Raw genomic sequence first — 14721 nt, 5'->3', positions numbered from 1 at the left:
TTTTATTTAAAAATTGAGTGAATCACTTATACTGAGCGTAGCCGAAGTATCTTTATAGATTTAAACTATGCTTAAGAACCAATTTTTATTTAAAAATTGAGTGAATCACTTATACTGAGTCTTTCGACTTTACTCAAGGCAAGCAAGTCGAAGTATCTTTAAAAATTTATTTAGTAAGCTAAAAAATAATATTATTATATAATGAAGCACTTCATTCGAGGTGCTTTTTTTATATTTATGCATGACAAATCAAGAACTAGAAAAACTAAAATATCCAATTGGGCAATTTGATTGTCCAAACAACATTTCTCAAGATCATATTAAAAGTTGGATATCCATTTTAGAGCATTTTCCTAATCGATTAGAGAATCTTGTAAAGAATTTAACCAATCAGCAATTAGATACAGCTTATAGACCAGATGGTTGGACTATCAGACAAGTGGTGCATCATGTATCCGATAGTCATCATCATAGCTATACGCGTTTTAAGTGGGCGTTAACAGAAGATAAACCTCTTATTAAGGCTTATAATGAAGCAGATTGGGCAAAACTTCAAGATTATAATGCCCCAATAGAAATGTCTTTAAATCATCTAAGGGTTATTCATTATAAACTTGTTTATTTATTAAATACTTTGTCTGTAAATGATTTTAATAAGCATTTTATTCACCCAGAAACAAATAGTGAAGTAAAATTAGATTATAACGTTGGTAATTATGCATGGCATAGTAATCATCATTATGCGCACATTGAAAATCTAATAAAACGCAAAGGTTGGAAGTAAATGATAAGACCAGTTCATATAAATGACGCTCAAGAATTACTTGATATTTATAATTATTATGTAATAAATACAACTGCTAATTTTGATATTGAACCTTTAACACTAGAAACTTTTACTAATAAGTTAAATCAAATTATTCCTAATTATCCTTATATCGTTTACGAGGAAAATAATGAGATACTAGGATATGCTTATGGAAGTAGGTTTAGACCAAGAGCTGCTTATGATTTTGTAGCAGAATCGACGGTTTATGTTAAGCACAATGTACATGGAAAACAAATTGGGACAAAACTCTATACAGAATTAATTAGACTACTTAAAGAAACCAACTTGCATACGGTTTTAGGTGTATTAACCATACCAAATGAAGCTAGTATAAAACTCCATGAGAAACTTGGGTTCGAGCAAGTAGCAAACTTAAAAGAAGTGGGAAAGAAATTTGGTGAGTGGCAGAATGTTGGTATTTGGCAATTAAGACTAACTTAAATTTTCCATTTTATATTGCATCCAATACTCGGTTTTTGTAATTGTGTGTTTTCCTTATTTTCAATTAAACAATCCAAAGCATTTTTTAAATTTTTTCCCGTAACAGGAATCCCATTACCAGGTCTTGAATCATCTAGTTGACCTCTGTAAGATAGTTTTAATTCTGAGTTAAAAACATAAAAATCTGGTGTACAAGCCGCATCGTAAGCTATTGCTACTACTTGTGTTTCGTCATATAAATAGGGGAAAGGGTAGCCTTCATTTTTAGCATGAATCTTCATGTTTTCCGGTGAATCTTGTGGGTAGTTAATCACATCATTACTAGAAATAGCAATAAAAGAAATTCCTTTGGACAGATAATCGTTAGCGATGGAAACCAATTTAGGGTTCACATGAATTACAAAAGGGCAGTGGTTGCATATAAACATAATTACGGTTCCTTTTTCACCTTTTAATTCATTCAAGCTTAATCTCGATCCTGAAATGGTATCTATAAGTGAAAAATCATGAGCTTTTGTTTCTAAAGGAAGCATATTTGAAGGTGTACGAGCCATAGCTAATATTTTTATCAAAGTTCGTTAAAATTTGTATTTTTAAAAAATGGATAACACAATTACTTTTGAAGATTTTACCAAAGTAGATTTACGCATAGGAACCATAATTGAGGTTAACGTTTTTCCTGAAGCTCGGAATCCCGCTTATAAATTAACCATAGATTTTGGGGATTTAGGAATTAAAAAATCTTCAGCACAAATAACAACGCTTTATAATAAAGAAGATTTGCTTCAAAGACAAATTGTAGCTATTGTAAACTTTCCTGAAAAGCAAATTGCTAAATTTATGAGTGAATGTTTAGTACTTGGAGCCGTTAATGGTAAGGACGTTGTACTTTTAAATCCAGAAACCAAAGTTAAAAATGGAAGTGTTGTGGCTTAGTTTATGCAGGATCTTGATACAGCTAAAATAAATTTTGATAGTACGGGTCTTTGGGTTTTAAATATTGCCCTCGCTATTGTTATGTTTGGCGTGGCCTTAGGTATTACAATAGATGATTTTAAAGCGCTTTTAAAACGGCCAAAATTAGTTTTCGTCGGAATCCTGTCTCAATTTATATTGTTACCCCTAATAACGTATGGTTTTATTATCTTAATTAAACCTCAACCAAGTATAGCACTTGGAATGATGTTAGTTGCTGCTTGTCCAGGCGGTAATATATCTAATTTCATGACGCATTTAGCGAAAGGTAATACAGCGCTTTCAATTAGTCTAACCGCGTTTGCTACTTTTGTTGCTGTTTTTATGACCCCATTTAATTTTCAATTTTATGGCAGTATGTATCAACCAACAGCTACGCTATTAAAAGATGTAGCATTAAACCCTTTTGAATTGTTGCAACTAGTTCTTCTCATTCTTGGCATTCCACTAGTTCTAGGTATGCTTGTGAGGTATAATTTTGCAAATACAGCTATGAAACTTTCTAAAATATTAAAACCACTTTCAATTATAGTATTTGGGGCTATTGTAGTTATTGCTTTTTCAAATAATATTGATGTTTTTAATGCTTATATACAGCATGTATTACTACTAGGCATATCACACAACATAATAGCCATATTGTTAGGACTTACAATGGCTAAACTATTTAAGTTATCTTTTAAAAATCAAAAAACAATAGCTATAGAAACGGGAATTCAGAATTCTGGATTAGGATTATTGCTCATTTTTACGTTCTTTAACGGACTAGGAGGTATGGCTATTTTAGCTGCTTTTTGGGGTATTTGGCATATAATTTCTGGGTTATTACTGGCATTTTATTGGTCGCATAAGAATTAAAAATTTCAACATATTGCAAAAACTTTGGTTATTTAGTGTACGAGCATATTTAAAATTGGGGTTCTTCTTCTACTTTAAAAAGATTAATGTTTTTAATAAAGAAAACATTCCTAAAAATAAACCTGTACTGTTTTTAGCGAATCATCAAAATGCGCTCTTAGACCCACTATTAATAGGAATAAATTGCGATAGGTTCTTGTTTTTTTTAACCAGAGCTGGTGTATTTAAAAAAGCATTTATAAGCAAAATATTTGCCTCTTTACAAATGCTTCCTGTTTACCGTATTAGAGACGGTTGGAATAATTTAACCAATAATACTGCCATTTTTGAAACCTGTACAAAATTATTAAACAAGGGTGAGTCTGTTTTAATTTTTCCAGAAGGGGGGCATAATTTAGTTAGAACTGTAAGGCCATTAAGTAAAGGTTTTACTAGAATAGTTTTTGATACTCTCGAAAAATATCCTAATACAGATTTGCAACTTATACCTGTAGGTTTAAATTTTAAGAATGCGATACATTTTCCAGACGGTACTTCTATATTTTACGGAAAACCTATTAGGGCTAAAGATTTTTTTTCTGGAAATAGACATGAAGATGTTTTAAAACTAAAGACAAAGATTCAATTAGAACTTTCAAAATTAACAGCTCATATTCCAACTGAAAACTACGATAGAACTCTTAAAAGATTGAACGATTTGAATGTTGATTTTTTAAACCCTCAACAAGTAAATAGCTGTATAAAAAGTGGTTTTCAAAATTGCCATAATCAACCAAAATCTAAGATTGAAGGATTAAGAAGTTTCTTTAAAATATTATTAATTGTAAACTTATTTGTGCCCTATTTTTTGTGGAAATTTATGGTTCAGCCTCAAATAAAAGAAATAGAGTTTATGTCTACATTTAGGTTTGCTGTGGCGGTAACTTTGGTGCCTGTTTGGGTTTTGTTATTAGTGTTTTTATGTGTTTTTAGTTTTGGATGGGGTATTGCTATTGCATATTTAATAGTTGTTTTAGGGATAGTTTTACTAGCAGTAAAGACATAAAAAAACCGTAACTTTTAAGTTACGGCTTGTATTTTTATTGCGAATTCTATTAAATATCGTCAAAATCTATATCTGTAAAACTTTCAGTAGAATCAGGTGTGTCTTTCACTTCTTTTACAATTGCTGGTGCATCGTCATATTCTTTCTTAAAATCTTTTTGGTGACGCTCACTTATAACTTCATCACCTTTTTCGCGAATTATATAATCGGTCATTTCAGCTAAAATTTCTTTGAATTCAGCAAAATCCTCTTTATAGATATATATTTTATGCTTTTTGTAGTGAAAAGACCCATCATCGTTGGTAAACTTTTTACTCTCTGTAATTGTAAGGTAATAATCTTCAGCTTTTGTCGCTCTTACATCGAAAAAATAGGTGCGTCTTCCAGCTCGTAATACTTTCGAAAAAATCTCCTCTCTCTCCATCATATCATTGTTGTTCATAGTTATTTTTAATTTATTGAATTAGTATTGTGTTCATCAAAAATCTAAAAAAAACCGAAACTTACCAACATTTTTTGAAGTTTCTTTTTACGATCTTCAATTTTGTTACATTTAATTTAATAATTAAAATGATTGTGCCTTTATTAATTGAGCTTAAGATTGGCTAGAAATATTCTCACTTAATTGTTTTAAGTAAAGGTCTTTGTAGTAGCCATCTTGATCTATAAGTGTTTCATGCGTACCCTCTTGTAATACTATACCAGCATCTAGAACAATAATTTTATCAGCATTTTTAGCAGAAGACACTCTATGACTAACTATTATAGTAGTTTTTCCTTTAGATATTTTATTAAGATTTTTTAATATTTTCTCTTCTGTTTCTGTGTCAACAGCAGATAAGCAATCATCAAATAATAGAATTTTTGGAGACTTTATAATCGCTCTAGCTATAGAAATACGCTGCTTTTGCCCGCCAGATAGTGTAATACCACGTTCTCCTAAAATGGTGTCATAAGCATTATTAAATTTTACTATGTTTTTGTGTACTTGGGCATTCTTTGCGGCTGTAATAACATCTTCTTCTGTAGCATCTTCTTTTCCAAACTTAATGTTGTTTTTTATGGTATCTGAAAATAAGAAAGCATCTTGAGGAACGTAACCAATGTTATCCCTTAAATTGGTTAAATTGTGTTTTGCTAAGCTTAAATTATTAATGATAATGCTACCAGAATCAATGTCATATAACCGTCCAATTAAATCTAAAATAGTCGATTTGCCTGCACCAGTTTTTCCTAGTATAGCAAGTGTTTCTCCCTCTTTAATACTAAAGCTAACGTCTTTTAAGGCCTGTATATTGGTGTCATCATAGGTGAACGATACGTTTTTAAACACAAGATCCCCATTGATTTCGGTGGAGGCTTCAGAATGATTTTTTATTTCAGGCTCAATCTTTAAAAATTCGTTGATGCGTTTTTGAGATGCTTCAGCTTGTTGTACAATAGAAGTTACCCAACCTACTGTTGCAACGGGCCATGTAAGCATGTTAACGTAAATAATAAACTCTGCTATAGTACCTAAACTTTCTATTTCGCCATTAATGTATTGCATGCCTCCAACGTAAATAACTAGGAGGTTACTGGTGCCAATTAGCAAAATCATCATAGGGAAAAACCACGCTTGTACTTTTACTAAACTTATTTGTTTTGCTTTACTCTCAGAAGCTAATTGGTTAAAATTTCTAGATGTTTTCGGCTCTATGCCATATGCTTTAATTACAGAAATGCCGCTAAAAGATTCTTGTGTATATGTAGAAAGTTTCGATAAGTATTCTTGAACTATGGTGCTTCGTTTGTGTATTTCTTTACTAAGTTTATAGATAATAACTGATAGAATTGGTAGTGGTAAAACGGTGTAAAGTGTTAATTTTGGTGAAGCATTAATCATATAAATAATAACAATTACAAAAAGTGCAATGGTATTTATACTATACATGATGGCTGGACCTGCGTACATTCGCACACGACCAACATCTTCACTAATGCGATTCATTAAATCGCCTGTTCTGTTTTTCTTGTAAAAATTGAGGGATAACTTTTGATATTGAGCGTATACCTCGTTTTTTAAATCGTATTCGATATACCGAGAGACATTAATAATGGTTTGCCGCATAAAAAAGGTAAGAATACCTCCAATTAATGCAGCACCAACAATATATAAGATAACTTCTGTTAATTCTGTTTTTATAGTACTTTCAGTTACGCCTCCTTTCAAATATTTTTCAATAATGACAAAAATTTCTTTTACGTAACGCGGAGTAAAAAGAAGGAAAATTCGAGCAACAATTGTAATGATGACACCAACAATTAAATGAAATTTGTATTTTAAAAAGTACTTGTTTAAGTGTTGTAATTCTTTCATTAAATTCTAACCATGACTTAAAAATGAGTTAGCAAAGATAAGGTAATAATCATTTAAAATTATTTGTCTTACTTGATGCTTGTGTTAAATATATCCAAAAGTCATTTATAGATTAATAAAACTAATAATATCGTCAGACTTTTTTAAAATAGTATTATTTTTGCAATCTAAATGAAACTAACTAAATAGTTATTTTGTAAATAAAGTTCTTTGTAATCATGCTAAACAGACGCCATATTCGTGTTAAAGTAATGCAATCTATTTATGCTTTTAAAGGAAGTGAAAGCGATGACCTTTCAAAAGATCAAAAGTTTTTGTTGTTTAGTATTGATAACATGTACAACTTGTACTTATTGTTAATGTCGCTGCTTATTGAAGTTCAAAAACGAGCTGAAGACGATTTACAAAAAAAGCAAAACAAACATTTAGCTACCCAAGAAGATAAACATCCTAATAAAAAATTTATTAATAACGAATTATTGAAAGCCATTAAAGGCAATATTTCGTTGAATGAGCAATTTAAATCTCATAATATTACAAATTGGGAGTTGGATAGTGAATACGTTGATATTCTATATAAAGCTATCGTTAAAAGTGATTTGTATACAGATTATATGCATACTAGGACAGCTACTTTTAAAGAAGATAAGAATTTTATAGTCGATATTTTTAAAGAAGTTATAGCTCCCAATGATAAGCTTTACGAATATATAGAAGATAAAAACCTAACTTGGTTAGACGATTTGCCAACTGTAAACACAACTATTTTAAAACTTCTTAGAAAAGCTAAGTCGGTAGAATCGCAAAATCTTTTTACGCCAAAGCTTTATAAAGATATAGAGGATAAGCAATTTGCAATTGATTTACTTAGAAAAACACTGCTTAACGCAACGTCTTTAAACAAAGAAATAGAGCTTAAAACACAAAATTGGGATTCCGACCGTATAGCAAATGTAGATTTTGTGTTACTTCAAATGGCTATTTGTGAATTAAAAGAATTTCCATCGATACCAGTTAAAGTAACTATTAATGAATATCTAGAAATTGCTAAAGAATATTCAACTCCGAAGAGCAGTATTTTTATAAATGGGATTCTAGATAAATTGGTTAAGGAATATCAAAGTGAGGATAAACTTAACAAGATAGGGCGAGGATTGTTGTAATTTTCTGTTAAGAAGTAAGCAAAAAATTTTAAAACGATTAAATTATTGCTATTTTTACAAACCAAATTAAAAAGTGAATATCATGAAAAAAGTATTTTTAGGATTTTCTGCATTGTGCATGATAGCATTTATGTCCTGTAAAGAAGATGCATCAAAAAAAATAGAAGAGGCTAATGTGGCACAAGCTGCTGAAAGAGATGCGGTTGCTTCTAAATTTCCAATAATTGAGTTCGATAAAAAAGAGCATGATTTTGGCGAAATTGAAGCTAAAACACCAGTTGAAACTGTATTTAACTATACAAATACAGGTGAAGCTCCTTTAGTAATTACCGATATTAAAAGTTCATGTGGATGTACTGTACCAAAAGATTGGAGTAGAGAGCCTTTAGCAGCTGGAGAATCTGGTAAGTTTACCGTGAAGTTTAATGGAAGTGGTACTAATAAAGTATCTAAAACTATTACGGTTACTGCAAATACAGAAAAAGGAACAGAAACAGTAAAGATTACGGCTTTTGTTAAGCCAGATCCTAACGCAGCAAAACCTGCTGCAGCAAAAAGCTAAATTTAAATAAAAGATGGGAGAAGGAATTGGGTCAATGTTGCCCTTTATTTTAATGTTTGTAGTTGTATATTTCTTTATGATTGCACCACAAATGAAACGTGCAAAAAAAGAAAAGAAATTCGCTGCAGAATTAAAACGAGGTGATAAAGTGGTTACTAAAAGTGGTTTACACGGAAAAGTATCCGATTTAAACGACAAAGACAATAGCTGCATTATAGAAACTATGGCAGGAAAGTTAAAGTTTGATAGATCTGCCATTTCTATGGAAATGAGTTCTAAACTTAATGCACCTGCAAAATAATAACAATCTATTTAGATTTGATAAAAGCATCCGTTTAGGATGCTTTTTTTATACTTTGAAATGGCTTAATGCGAGATTTGTCATTCCTGCGAAGCCAGTAATCTATTGGCAAATATTTATAAAGTGGATTCCCGTTTTCATGGGAATGACAAGTAGCAGATATTTATAATCAACATTTTTTATACTTATCGTTTAAACCAACACCTTGTATAATCATTGGTATTATTTTTTCTAATCGTGTTTGCTTAATAGCATCACGTTTTGCAGATGCTATATAGTCGCAATACTCCCTTTGTTTGTAATTAGACAAGGAATTAAAATTTGAATTTAATTCAGTATTACTACTTAAAGCATCTTGTAACTCTTTAGGAATAATTGTTTTCTTTTTTGTTCTGTCTGGCTTTATTTCTTTACCTAGTTTTTGATTCTCAATAGCTTCTTTTACGTATGCTAGAACGATATTTGGGTCAACATCAATAATGCTTTCAAAACGCATTTGTCGCATTGCTTTTGTTTTTCCTTCTTGTGCGTTAGCAAGTAGTTTTTGTTCGTCTTTTAAAAACACGCCGTTAAAAAACCAAATACCAAAATGGTTTTTAAAAGCACCAAGACTTAAAACGTTTTTTCCGTTTAAAGCATATACAGGTGCACTCCATTTAACAGTTTCTTCTAGTTCGGTTTCATTCATGATGTTTCGCAACAAAACTAACGCATCACTAAAATTTGAATTTTCTTCAATATATTCTTCAACGGAGTATATTTTTTTCATAGTTGAAATATGAAAATTATTTTTTTAAAGCTGTCAATTCAGCAATTTTACAAATAACCTCTATCGCCTTTAGCATGCTCTCTACAGGGATGTATTCATAACGTCCATGAAAGTTATGTCCACCTGCAAAAATGTTTGGACAAGGTAAACCCATGTAACTAAGTTGCGAACCATCTGTGCCGCCACGAATAGCTTTTATAAGCGGTTCTATGCCAACTTGCTTCATAGCTTCTTCTGCAATATCAACAATATGCATAACAGGTTCTACCTTTTCTTTCATATTGTAGTATTGATCTTTAATTTCAGTCTTAATAACTTCTCTTCCATATTGAGAGTTAAGCTCGTTAGTTAGTTTTTGCATCACTTCTTTTCGTGCTTCAAAGTGTCCTTTATCATGGTCTCGTATAATATATTGCAATACGGTTTTTTCAACATCACCATTTATAGAATGCAAATGAAAAAAGCCTTCATATCCCTTTGTATGTTCGGGCGTTTCAAGTCGTGGTAAGGAATTAATAAACTCTTGTGCAATATACATAGAGTTAACCATTTTTCCTTTAGCATATCCAGGATGTACAATTTTACCTTTAATAGTAATTACGGCAGCTGCTGCATTAAAGTTTTCGTATTCTAATTCACCTATTTGGCTACCATCCATGGTATAAGCCCAATCTGCACCAAATTTTTCAACATCAAATTTATGTGCACCTCGGCCTATCTCTTCGTCAGGTGTGAAACCAACGCGAATTTTCCCGTGTTTAATTTCAGGATGATTAATTAAATATTCCATAGCAGAGACAATTTCGCAAATACCTGCTTTGTCATCAGCACCTAAAAGTGTTGTTCCGTCAGTAGTGATTAAAGTTTGACCAACGTACATACGTAAATCTTCAAAATAGCTGGGAGAGAGTACAATATTTTCTTCTTTGTTAAGTAAAATATCACCACCATGATAATTTTTATGAATTTGTGGTTTAACATTAGCTCCTGTAAAATCTGGTGAGGTATCTAAATGAGATATAAATCCAATTGTTGGCACATTATGGTCTACATTGCTGGGTAAAGTAGCCATAATGTAGGCATTGTCATCAATAGTAACATCATGCATGCCAATTGCTTTTAACTCTTTAGCAAGTTTATTAGCCAAGTTCCATTGCTTTTCTGTACTAGGCGTGGTATTCGAATTTGGATCTGACTCGGTATCTATAGTTACGTAACCAATAAATCGGTCAATTATATGTTGCATAGTAGTAATTTGTTTGTACTAAAATACTATTAATTTTCAAATAACTTCGTGCTATTTTTTAAGAAATGAATGGTACTTTTGCTGTACAATTTACGGCACTATGTATAAACTAATTATCCGACCTATTTTATTTTGGTTTGATCCTGAGAAAGTTCATTATTTTACATTTTCAATAATCCGTTTTATTAATAAAATACCACTAGTTTCTTCAATTATAAATAGTATATACCGTATTGAAGACCCTAAATTAGAACGGGAGTTATTTGGTTTAAAATTTAAAAATCCGGTAGGTTTAGCTGCTGGATTTGATAAAGATGCTAAATTATTTAATGAATTATCAAACTTTGGTTTTGGCTTTATAGAAATAGGAACTTTAACACCTAAAGCACAACCAGGAAATCCAAAAAAGCGTTTGTTTAGGTTGAAGTTAGATTCAGCAATCATTAACCGTATGGGTTTTAATAATGGAGGTGTTATTGAAGCAGTTGAACGACTTAAGAAAAACCAGAATGTTTTAATTGGAGGAAACATAGGAAAGAATAAAGTAACTCCTAATGAAAATGCTGTAGATGATTATAAAATATGCTTTAATGCCTTGTTTGATTTTGTTGATTATTTCGTGGTTAATGTAAGTTCGCCTAATACACCTAACTTAAGAGCTTTGCAAGACAAAGAGCCTTTGACAAAATTATTAAAGGTTTTAAAAACTGAAAATTCTAATAAGGAAACCCAAAAACCGATCTTATTAAAAATTGCTCCAGATTTAACTGATGACCAATTATTGGATATTATTGATATTGTTAGTGATACAAAAATTGATGGTGTTATAGCCACAAACACAACAATTTCTCGCAAAGGATTAAGCTCAGATAATAAAAAAGAAACAGGCGGTCTTAGCGGTAAACCTTTGGCCAATAGATCAACTGAAGTTATTAGGTTTTTGGCGCAAAAAAGTAATAAAGCGTTTCCTATTATTGGTGTTGGTGGAATTCACACAGCAAAAGATGCTCTAGAAAAAATAGAAGCAGGTGCCGATTTGGTTCAGTTATATACTGGTTTTATTTATGAAGGGCCAAAGCTTATAAAAGAAATCAATAAAGCTTTAATTATCCAAAGTAGCAATACTTTGTAGTGTAATAGCTAACGAAGCTACTTTTTCGTTATTGAAAGGTACTATTCCTTGCAAACTTGAAATTGGTAAATGTGGTTTAATGTCAGAATTAGCGGCAGAATAGGACGAGCCACTATCTGTTCCCGAATCATAAACAGATAAATCTAGATTTACCAACGTTTTCCATTCCTCGTTGTTTTCATTTCTTAAATTAACACCATTAATAAATACCATCCAATCTGGACTCGGTGCAATCATTGAAATTAATGTAAGTAATGGATAGTCTTGGCTAATTTTTAAATCATTGATTTCGATTGTATTTCCGTTGGATAAAAATAAGCTACTCCCTTCAATATATTGCTCAGAGGTTCCATTTGCAATACTTTCTATAACATCATTATTAAAATTAGTGTTAACACCATTTTCTGCAATATCCTCTATGCCCTGGCTTGCAATACTTCCAGTTTCTAAAAATGTAATTTCACTACTATGGTTTACGCCTACTAATGGAGACCAATGTGGACTGCTTGGTAAAGGTCCATGATCTGCTTCATTCCAAAAGTTTGTGAAAGTTATATTGTAAGTCGCTATGGTTTTTACCGTTATAATAGTTTTTGCGTTATCATCGGAATTCGAACAAGATAATAAGGTTCCAAAAAGTAATAATGATAGAATAATATTTTTCATTTCAAATGAATAAGTTATTGTTTCAAGTCGTAACATTATGGTGTTACCTTACAAAAATTAATAGTATTTTTATCCCGAATCTAAAAGTTACATGCCAAAACCTGTAAAAATTATTGAATGCCCACGCGATGCTATGCAAGGTATAAAGCAATTTATTCCAACGGAGCAAAAAGTACAGTATATTCAGTCGTTATTGCGTGTTGGATTTGATACTATTGATTTTGGGAGTTTTGTTTCACCTAAGGCAATTCCTCAGATGGTTGATACTGCAGAGGTTCTATCACGATTAGATTTAAGTAAAACAACTAGTAAGCTTCTTGCAATTATAGCCAATACTAGGGGCGCAAATGATGCTTCAAATCATCAAGAAATAGATTACTTAGGGTATCCGTTTTCTATATCAGAGAATTTTCAAATGCGTAATACGCATAAAACGATTGCACAATCTGTAGTTACTCTTAAGGAGATATTGGAAATAGCGTATACCTCTAATAAGGAAGTTGTGGTTTATATATCTATGGGTTTTGGAAATCCTTATGGGGATCCTTGGAATGTAGATATTGTAGGTGAGTGGACAGAGCGTTTAAGTAATATGGGCGTAAAAATATTGTCTCTTAGCGATACGGTGGGAACGTCTAATCCTGAGAACATCGATTATTTATTTTCAAATTTAATACCACGCTATCCTAATATAGAATTTGGTGCACACTTACATACAACACAAACAACATGGTTTGAAAAAGTAGATGCTGCGTATAAGGCAGGTTGTAATCGTTTTGATGGGGCAATTCAAGGTTTTGGAGGATGTCCTATGGCAAAAGATGAACTTACAGGTAATATGCCTACAGAAAAATTACTATCCTACTTCACATCGAAGAAAAAAAATAATTTGAATGCCCTTAGTTTCGAGAGTGCTTATAACGAAGCTTCTAAAATTTTCAATTTTTCCCATTAAATATGTGATAGATAAACATCTGATATACAGTAGTTTGTTTAAGTGTTTAAAACTTTATTTAAAATTAATCTAAATAAAATTTGTCCAAGTAATTATGTGTTTTATATTTGCAGCTTCGAATCATATTATTATTTATAATCAATCTAAATAAAGACAAAGCAACTTTAAAATGAAAAAACTAACCCTACTTTTTTCAATCTTATTTGTATCGGTAGTAACGGCACAAACAGCACAGGATTCTATTACTTTCGATCCACAAAAACAATTAAATGCAGCACAGCGTTTATTGTCTGGTAATTATGGAAAAGCAGTTACTGTAGGTGCTTATGGAGAAATTACTTATAACCAACCAGAAGCACAAAATGGTGAATTAGACGTGCAACGTTTGGTATTGCTTTTTGGGTATAAATTTAACGATAGAACACAGTTTGTAACAGAACTAGAATTAGAACATGTAGAAGAAGTTTTTGTTGAGCAGGCATTTGTAAATTATGCCATTGCGCCCAATGTAAGTTTACGTGGTGGTTTAATGTTGGTTCCAATGGGGATTGTTAACGAATTTCACGAACCTACAACTTTTAATGGCGTAGAAAGACCAGCGGTTGATAATGCTATTATACCAACAACTTGGCGCGAAATAGGTTTTGGTGTTACTGGTCGTTTCAATGAAATTTCTTTAGGATATCAAGCGTATGTGTTTAATGGTTTTAAATCTACAATTGCCGATGGTGAAGGTGGTGTTAGCGGTTTTTTAAAAGGCTCTAATGGCTTACGTGGCGGTCGCCAAAAAGCAATTAAATCGACTATTGATAGCCCTACACTATCAACAAAATTTGATTATTATGGAGTACCTGGTCTACGTTTAGGACTTGCTGGCTATTTTGGTAAAACGCAAGCGGCCGATGATATAGAAGAAATTGATGGAGCCAATATTGGTATTTCAATGATTGGACTAGATGCGCGTTATGCTTATCGTCGTTTTACGGCAAGAGGGCAATTTATACATGCGAGTTTAAGTGATACCGAAGCTTATAATAATTTAACAGGCCGTGATTTAGGTAGTGCGCTTCAAGGATGGTATATAGAAGGTGCTTTTAATTTATTACCACAAGAGAAAGCACAAAGATTATTCGCTTTTGTAAGATATGAACAGTATGATACACATGCAGGTACCGATGGCGGCTTACCACAAAACGATGCCTACAATCGTAACGATTTAACAACAGGATTAAGTTATCATATAGCACCAGGTGTTGTGTTTAAAGGAGACTATCAATTTAGAGATAATGCAGTTTCTGGTGGCGATGTAGCTAATAGACTTAATTTCGGAATTGGTGTTTGGTTTTAGAAATCGAATATTCATTTCACAGTTAATAGGTGTTTGGCACTTTAGTTGCAAGAACAAAAAAAACAATACTTT

General features: G+C 31.8%; 17 protein-coding genes. 11 read left to right on the top strand and 6 right to left on the bottom strand.

The window, feature by feature from the left end:
- Positions 1-241 precede the first annotated feature (241 nt).
- The gene (locus Q0739_RS01670; protein WP_298236953.1) at positions 242-784 is read left to right on the top strand and encodes a YfiT family bacillithiol transferase; all 543 of its coding nucleotides are present in this window, start codon (positions 242-244) and stop codon (positions 782-784) included.
- The gene (locus Q0739_RS01665) at positions 785-1270 is read left to right on the top strand and encodes a GNAT family N-acetyltransferase (protein ID WP_298236952.1); all 486 of its coding nucleotides are present in this window, start codon (positions 785-787) and stop codon (positions 1268-1270) included.
- Here Q0739_RS01665 and Q0739_RS01660 read toward each other — a convergent pair.
- A complete protein-coding gene (locus Q0739_RS01660) occupies positions 1267-1824 on the bottom strand; it encodes a thioredoxin family protein (protein WP_298237071.1) in 558 nt (185 codons plus the stop codon). The genes Q0739_RS01665 and Q0739_RS01660 overlap by 4 nt on opposite strands.
- Positions 1825-1870: 46 nt before the next feature.
- Between Q0739_RS01660 and Q0739_RS01655 the strand changes: the two genes are divergently transcribed.
- From Q0739_RS01655 to Q0739_RS01645, 3 genes are read left to right on the top strand one after another with little or no spacing between them, the layout of a single operon-like run.
- Positions 1871-2206 carry a tRNA-binding protein gene (locus Q0739_RS01655; RefSeq protein WP_298236951.1) on the top strand — a complete coding sequence of 112 codons (336 nt, stop codon included), beginning with the start codon at positions 1871-1873 and terminating at the stop codon, positions 2204-2206.
- A gap of 3 nt (positions 2207-2209) precedes the next feature.
- Positions 2210-3103, top strand: a complete 894-nt coding sequence (locus Q0739_RS01650; RefSeq protein ID WP_298236950.1) for a bile acid:sodium symporter family protein — start codon at positions 2210-2212, stop codon at positions 3101-3103.
- Positions 3104-3116: 13 nt separating this feature from the next.
- On the top strand, positions 3117-4148 hold the full coding sequence (locus Q0739_RS01645) for a lysophospholipid acyltransferase family protein (protein ID WP_298236949.1): 1032 nt from the start codon (positions 3117-3119) through the stop codon (positions 4146-4148).
- Positions 4149-4197: 49 nt separating this feature from the next.
- On the opposite strand, the gene Q0739_RS01640 is transcribed toward Q0739_RS01645, so the two are convergent.
- Positions 4198-4590: a PUR family DNA/RNA-binding protein gene (locus Q0739_RS01640; RefSeq protein WP_298236948.1), complete on the bottom strand. Its 393-nt coding sequence runs from the start codon at positions 4588-4590 to the stop codon at positions 4198-4200.
- A gap of 153 nt (positions 4591-4743) precedes the next feature.
- The gene (locus tag Q0739_RS01635; RefSeq protein WP_298236947.1) at positions 4744-6507 is read right to left on the bottom strand and encodes an ABC transporter ATP-binding protein; all 1764 of its coding nucleotides are present in this window, start codon (positions 6505-6507) and stop codon (positions 4744-4746) included.
- A 218-nt stretch (positions 6508-6725) separates the two neighbouring features.
- Between Q0739_RS01635 and nusB the strand changes: the two genes are divergently transcribed.
- The 3 genes from nusB to yajC all read left to right on the top strand — a co-directional run bounded on the left by nusB (position 6726) and on the right by yajC (position 8533).
- Positions 6726-7670 (top strand): transcription antitermination factor NusB, encoded by a 945-nt coding sequence (gene nusB, locus Q0739_RS01630; RefSeq protein WP_298236946.1) that lies wholly within the window; start codon positions 6726-6728, stop codon positions 7668-7670.
- 82 nt (positions 7671-7752) lie between these two features.
- A complete protein-coding gene (locus Q0739_RS01625; protein ID WP_298236945.1) occupies positions 7753-8232 on the top strand; it encodes a DUF1573 domain-containing protein in 480 nt (159 codons plus the stop codon).
- Positions 8233-8245: 13 nt separating this feature from the next.
- Positions 8246-8533 (top strand): preprotein translocase subunit YajC, encoded by a 288-nt coding sequence (yajC, locus tag Q0739_RS01620; RefSeq protein ID WP_298236944.1) that lies wholly within the window; start codon positions 8246-8248, stop codon positions 8531-8533.
- Between the two features lie 169 nt (positions 8534-8702).
- Here the strand turns inward: yajC and Q0739_RS01615 are convergent, their stop codons facing one another.
- Both Q0739_RS01615 and pepT read right to left on the bottom strand, forming a co-directional pair.
- Positions 8703-9302, bottom strand: a complete 600-nt coding sequence (locus tag Q0739_RS01615; protein ID WP_298236943.1) for a DUF1801 domain-containing protein — start codon at positions 9300-9302, stop codon at positions 8703-8705.
- A 16-nt stretch (positions 9303-9318) separates the two neighbouring features.
- A complete protein-coding gene (pepT, locus tag Q0739_RS01610; protein WP_298237070.1) occupies positions 9319-10557 on the bottom strand; it encodes a peptidase T in 1239 nt (412 codons plus the stop codon).
- A gap of 91 nt (positions 10558-10648) precedes the next feature.
- On the opposite strand from pepT, the gene Q0739_RS01605 reads away from it, so the two are divergent.
- Complete coding sequence (locus tag Q0739_RS01605; protein ID WP_298236942.1) at positions 10649-11680, top strand: quinone-dependent dihydroorotate dehydrogenase; 1032 nt, start codon at positions 10649-10651, stop codon at positions 11678-11680.
- Here Q0739_RS01605 and Q0739_RS01600 read toward each other — a convergent pair.
- Positions 11651-12346 carry a spondin domain-containing protein gene (locus tag Q0739_RS01600; protein ID WP_298236941.1) on the bottom strand — a complete coding sequence of 232 codons (696 nt, stop codon included), beginning with the start codon at positions 12344-12346 and terminating at the stop codon, positions 11651-11653. The two genes, Q0739_RS01605 and Q0739_RS01600, sit on opposite strands and share 30 nt — an antisense overlap.
- Before the next feature lie 91 nt (positions 12347-12437).
- On the opposite strand from Q0739_RS01600, the gene Q0739_RS01595 reads away from it, so the two are divergent.
- The gene (locus tag Q0739_RS01595) at positions 12438-13301 is read left to right on the top strand and encodes a hydroxymethylglutaryl-CoA lyase (RefSeq protein WP_298236940.1); all 864 of its coding nucleotides are present in this window, start codon (positions 12438-12440) and stop codon (positions 13299-13301) included.
- 169 nt (positions 13302-13470) lie between these two features.
- A complete protein-coding gene (locus Q0739_RS01590; RefSeq protein ID WP_298236939.1) occupies positions 13471-14649 on the top strand; it encodes a hypothetical protein in 1179 nt (392 codons plus the stop codon).
- The last annotated feature ends 72 nt before the right edge of the window (positions 14650-14721 follow it).

This window comes from uncultured Algibacter sp., assembly GCF_947487605.1.
Taxonomy (GTDB): Bacteria; Bacteroidota; Bacteroidia; order Flavobacteriales; family Flavobacteriaceae; genus Algibacter_D.
This window is presented reverse-complemented; position numbering and strand designations above follow the sequence as displayed.

Excerpts from the sequence above, each read along its gene's own strand:
- Q0739_RS01670 (WP_298236953.1), top strand. The coding sequence starts at position 242 with ATGACAAATCAAGAACTAGAAAAACTAAAATATCCAATTGGGCAATTT.
- Q0739_RS01665 (WP_298236952.1), top strand. The coding sequence starts at position 785 with ATGATAAGACCAGTTCATATAAATGACGCTCAAGAATTACTTGATATT.
- Q0739_RS01660 (WP_298237071.1), bottom strand. The coding sequence starts at position 1,824 with ATGGCTCGTACACCTTCAAATATGCTTCCTTTAGAAACAAAAGCTCAT.
- Q0739_RS01655 (WP_298236951.1), top strand. The coding sequence starts at position 1,871 with ATGGATAACACAATTACTTTTGAAGATTTTACCAAAGTAGATTTACGC.
- Q0739_RS01650 (WP_298236950.1), top strand. The coding sequence starts at position 2,210 with ATGCAGGATCTTGATACAGCTAAAATAAATTTTGATAGTACGGGTCTT.
- Q0739_RS01640 (WP_298236948.1), bottom strand. The coding sequence starts at position 4,590 with ATGAACAACAATGATATGATGGAGAGAGAGGAGATTTTTTCGAAAGTA.
- Q0739_RS01635 (WP_298236947.1), bottom strand. The coding sequence starts at position 6,507 with ATGAAAGAATTACAACACTTAAACAAGTACTTTTTAAAATACAAATTT.
- nusB (WP_298236946.1), top strand. The coding sequence starts at position 6,726 with ATGCTAAACAGACGCCATATTCGTGTTAAAGTAATGCAATCTATTTAT.
- Q0739_RS01625 (WP_298236945.1), top strand. The coding sequence starts at position 7,753 with ATGAAAAAAGTATTTTTAGGATTTTCTGCATTGTGCATGATAGCATTT.
- yajC (WP_298236944.1), top strand. The coding sequence starts at position 8,246 with ATGGGAGAAGGAATTGGGTCAATGTTGCCCTTTATTTTAATGTTTGTA.
- Q0739_RS01615 (WP_298236943.1), bottom strand. The coding sequence starts at position 9,302 with ATGAAAAAAATATACTCCGTTGAAGAATATATTGAAGAAAATTCAAAT.
- Q0739_RS01605 (WP_298236942.1), top strand. The coding sequence starts at position 10,649 with ATGTATAAACTAATTATCCGACCTATTTTATTTTGGTTTGATCCTGAG.
- Q0739_RS01600 (WP_298236941.1), bottom strand. The coding sequence starts at position 12,346 with ATGAAAAATATTATTCTATCATTATTACTTTTTGGAACCTTATTATCT.
- Q0739_RS01595 (WP_298236940.1), top strand. The coding sequence starts at position 12,438 with ATGCCAAAACCTGTAAAAATTATTGAATGCCCACGCGATGCTATGCAA.
- Q0739_RS01590 (WP_298236939.1), top strand. The coding sequence starts at position 13,471 with ATGAAAAAACTAACCCTACTTTTTTCAATCTTATTTGTATCGGTAGTA.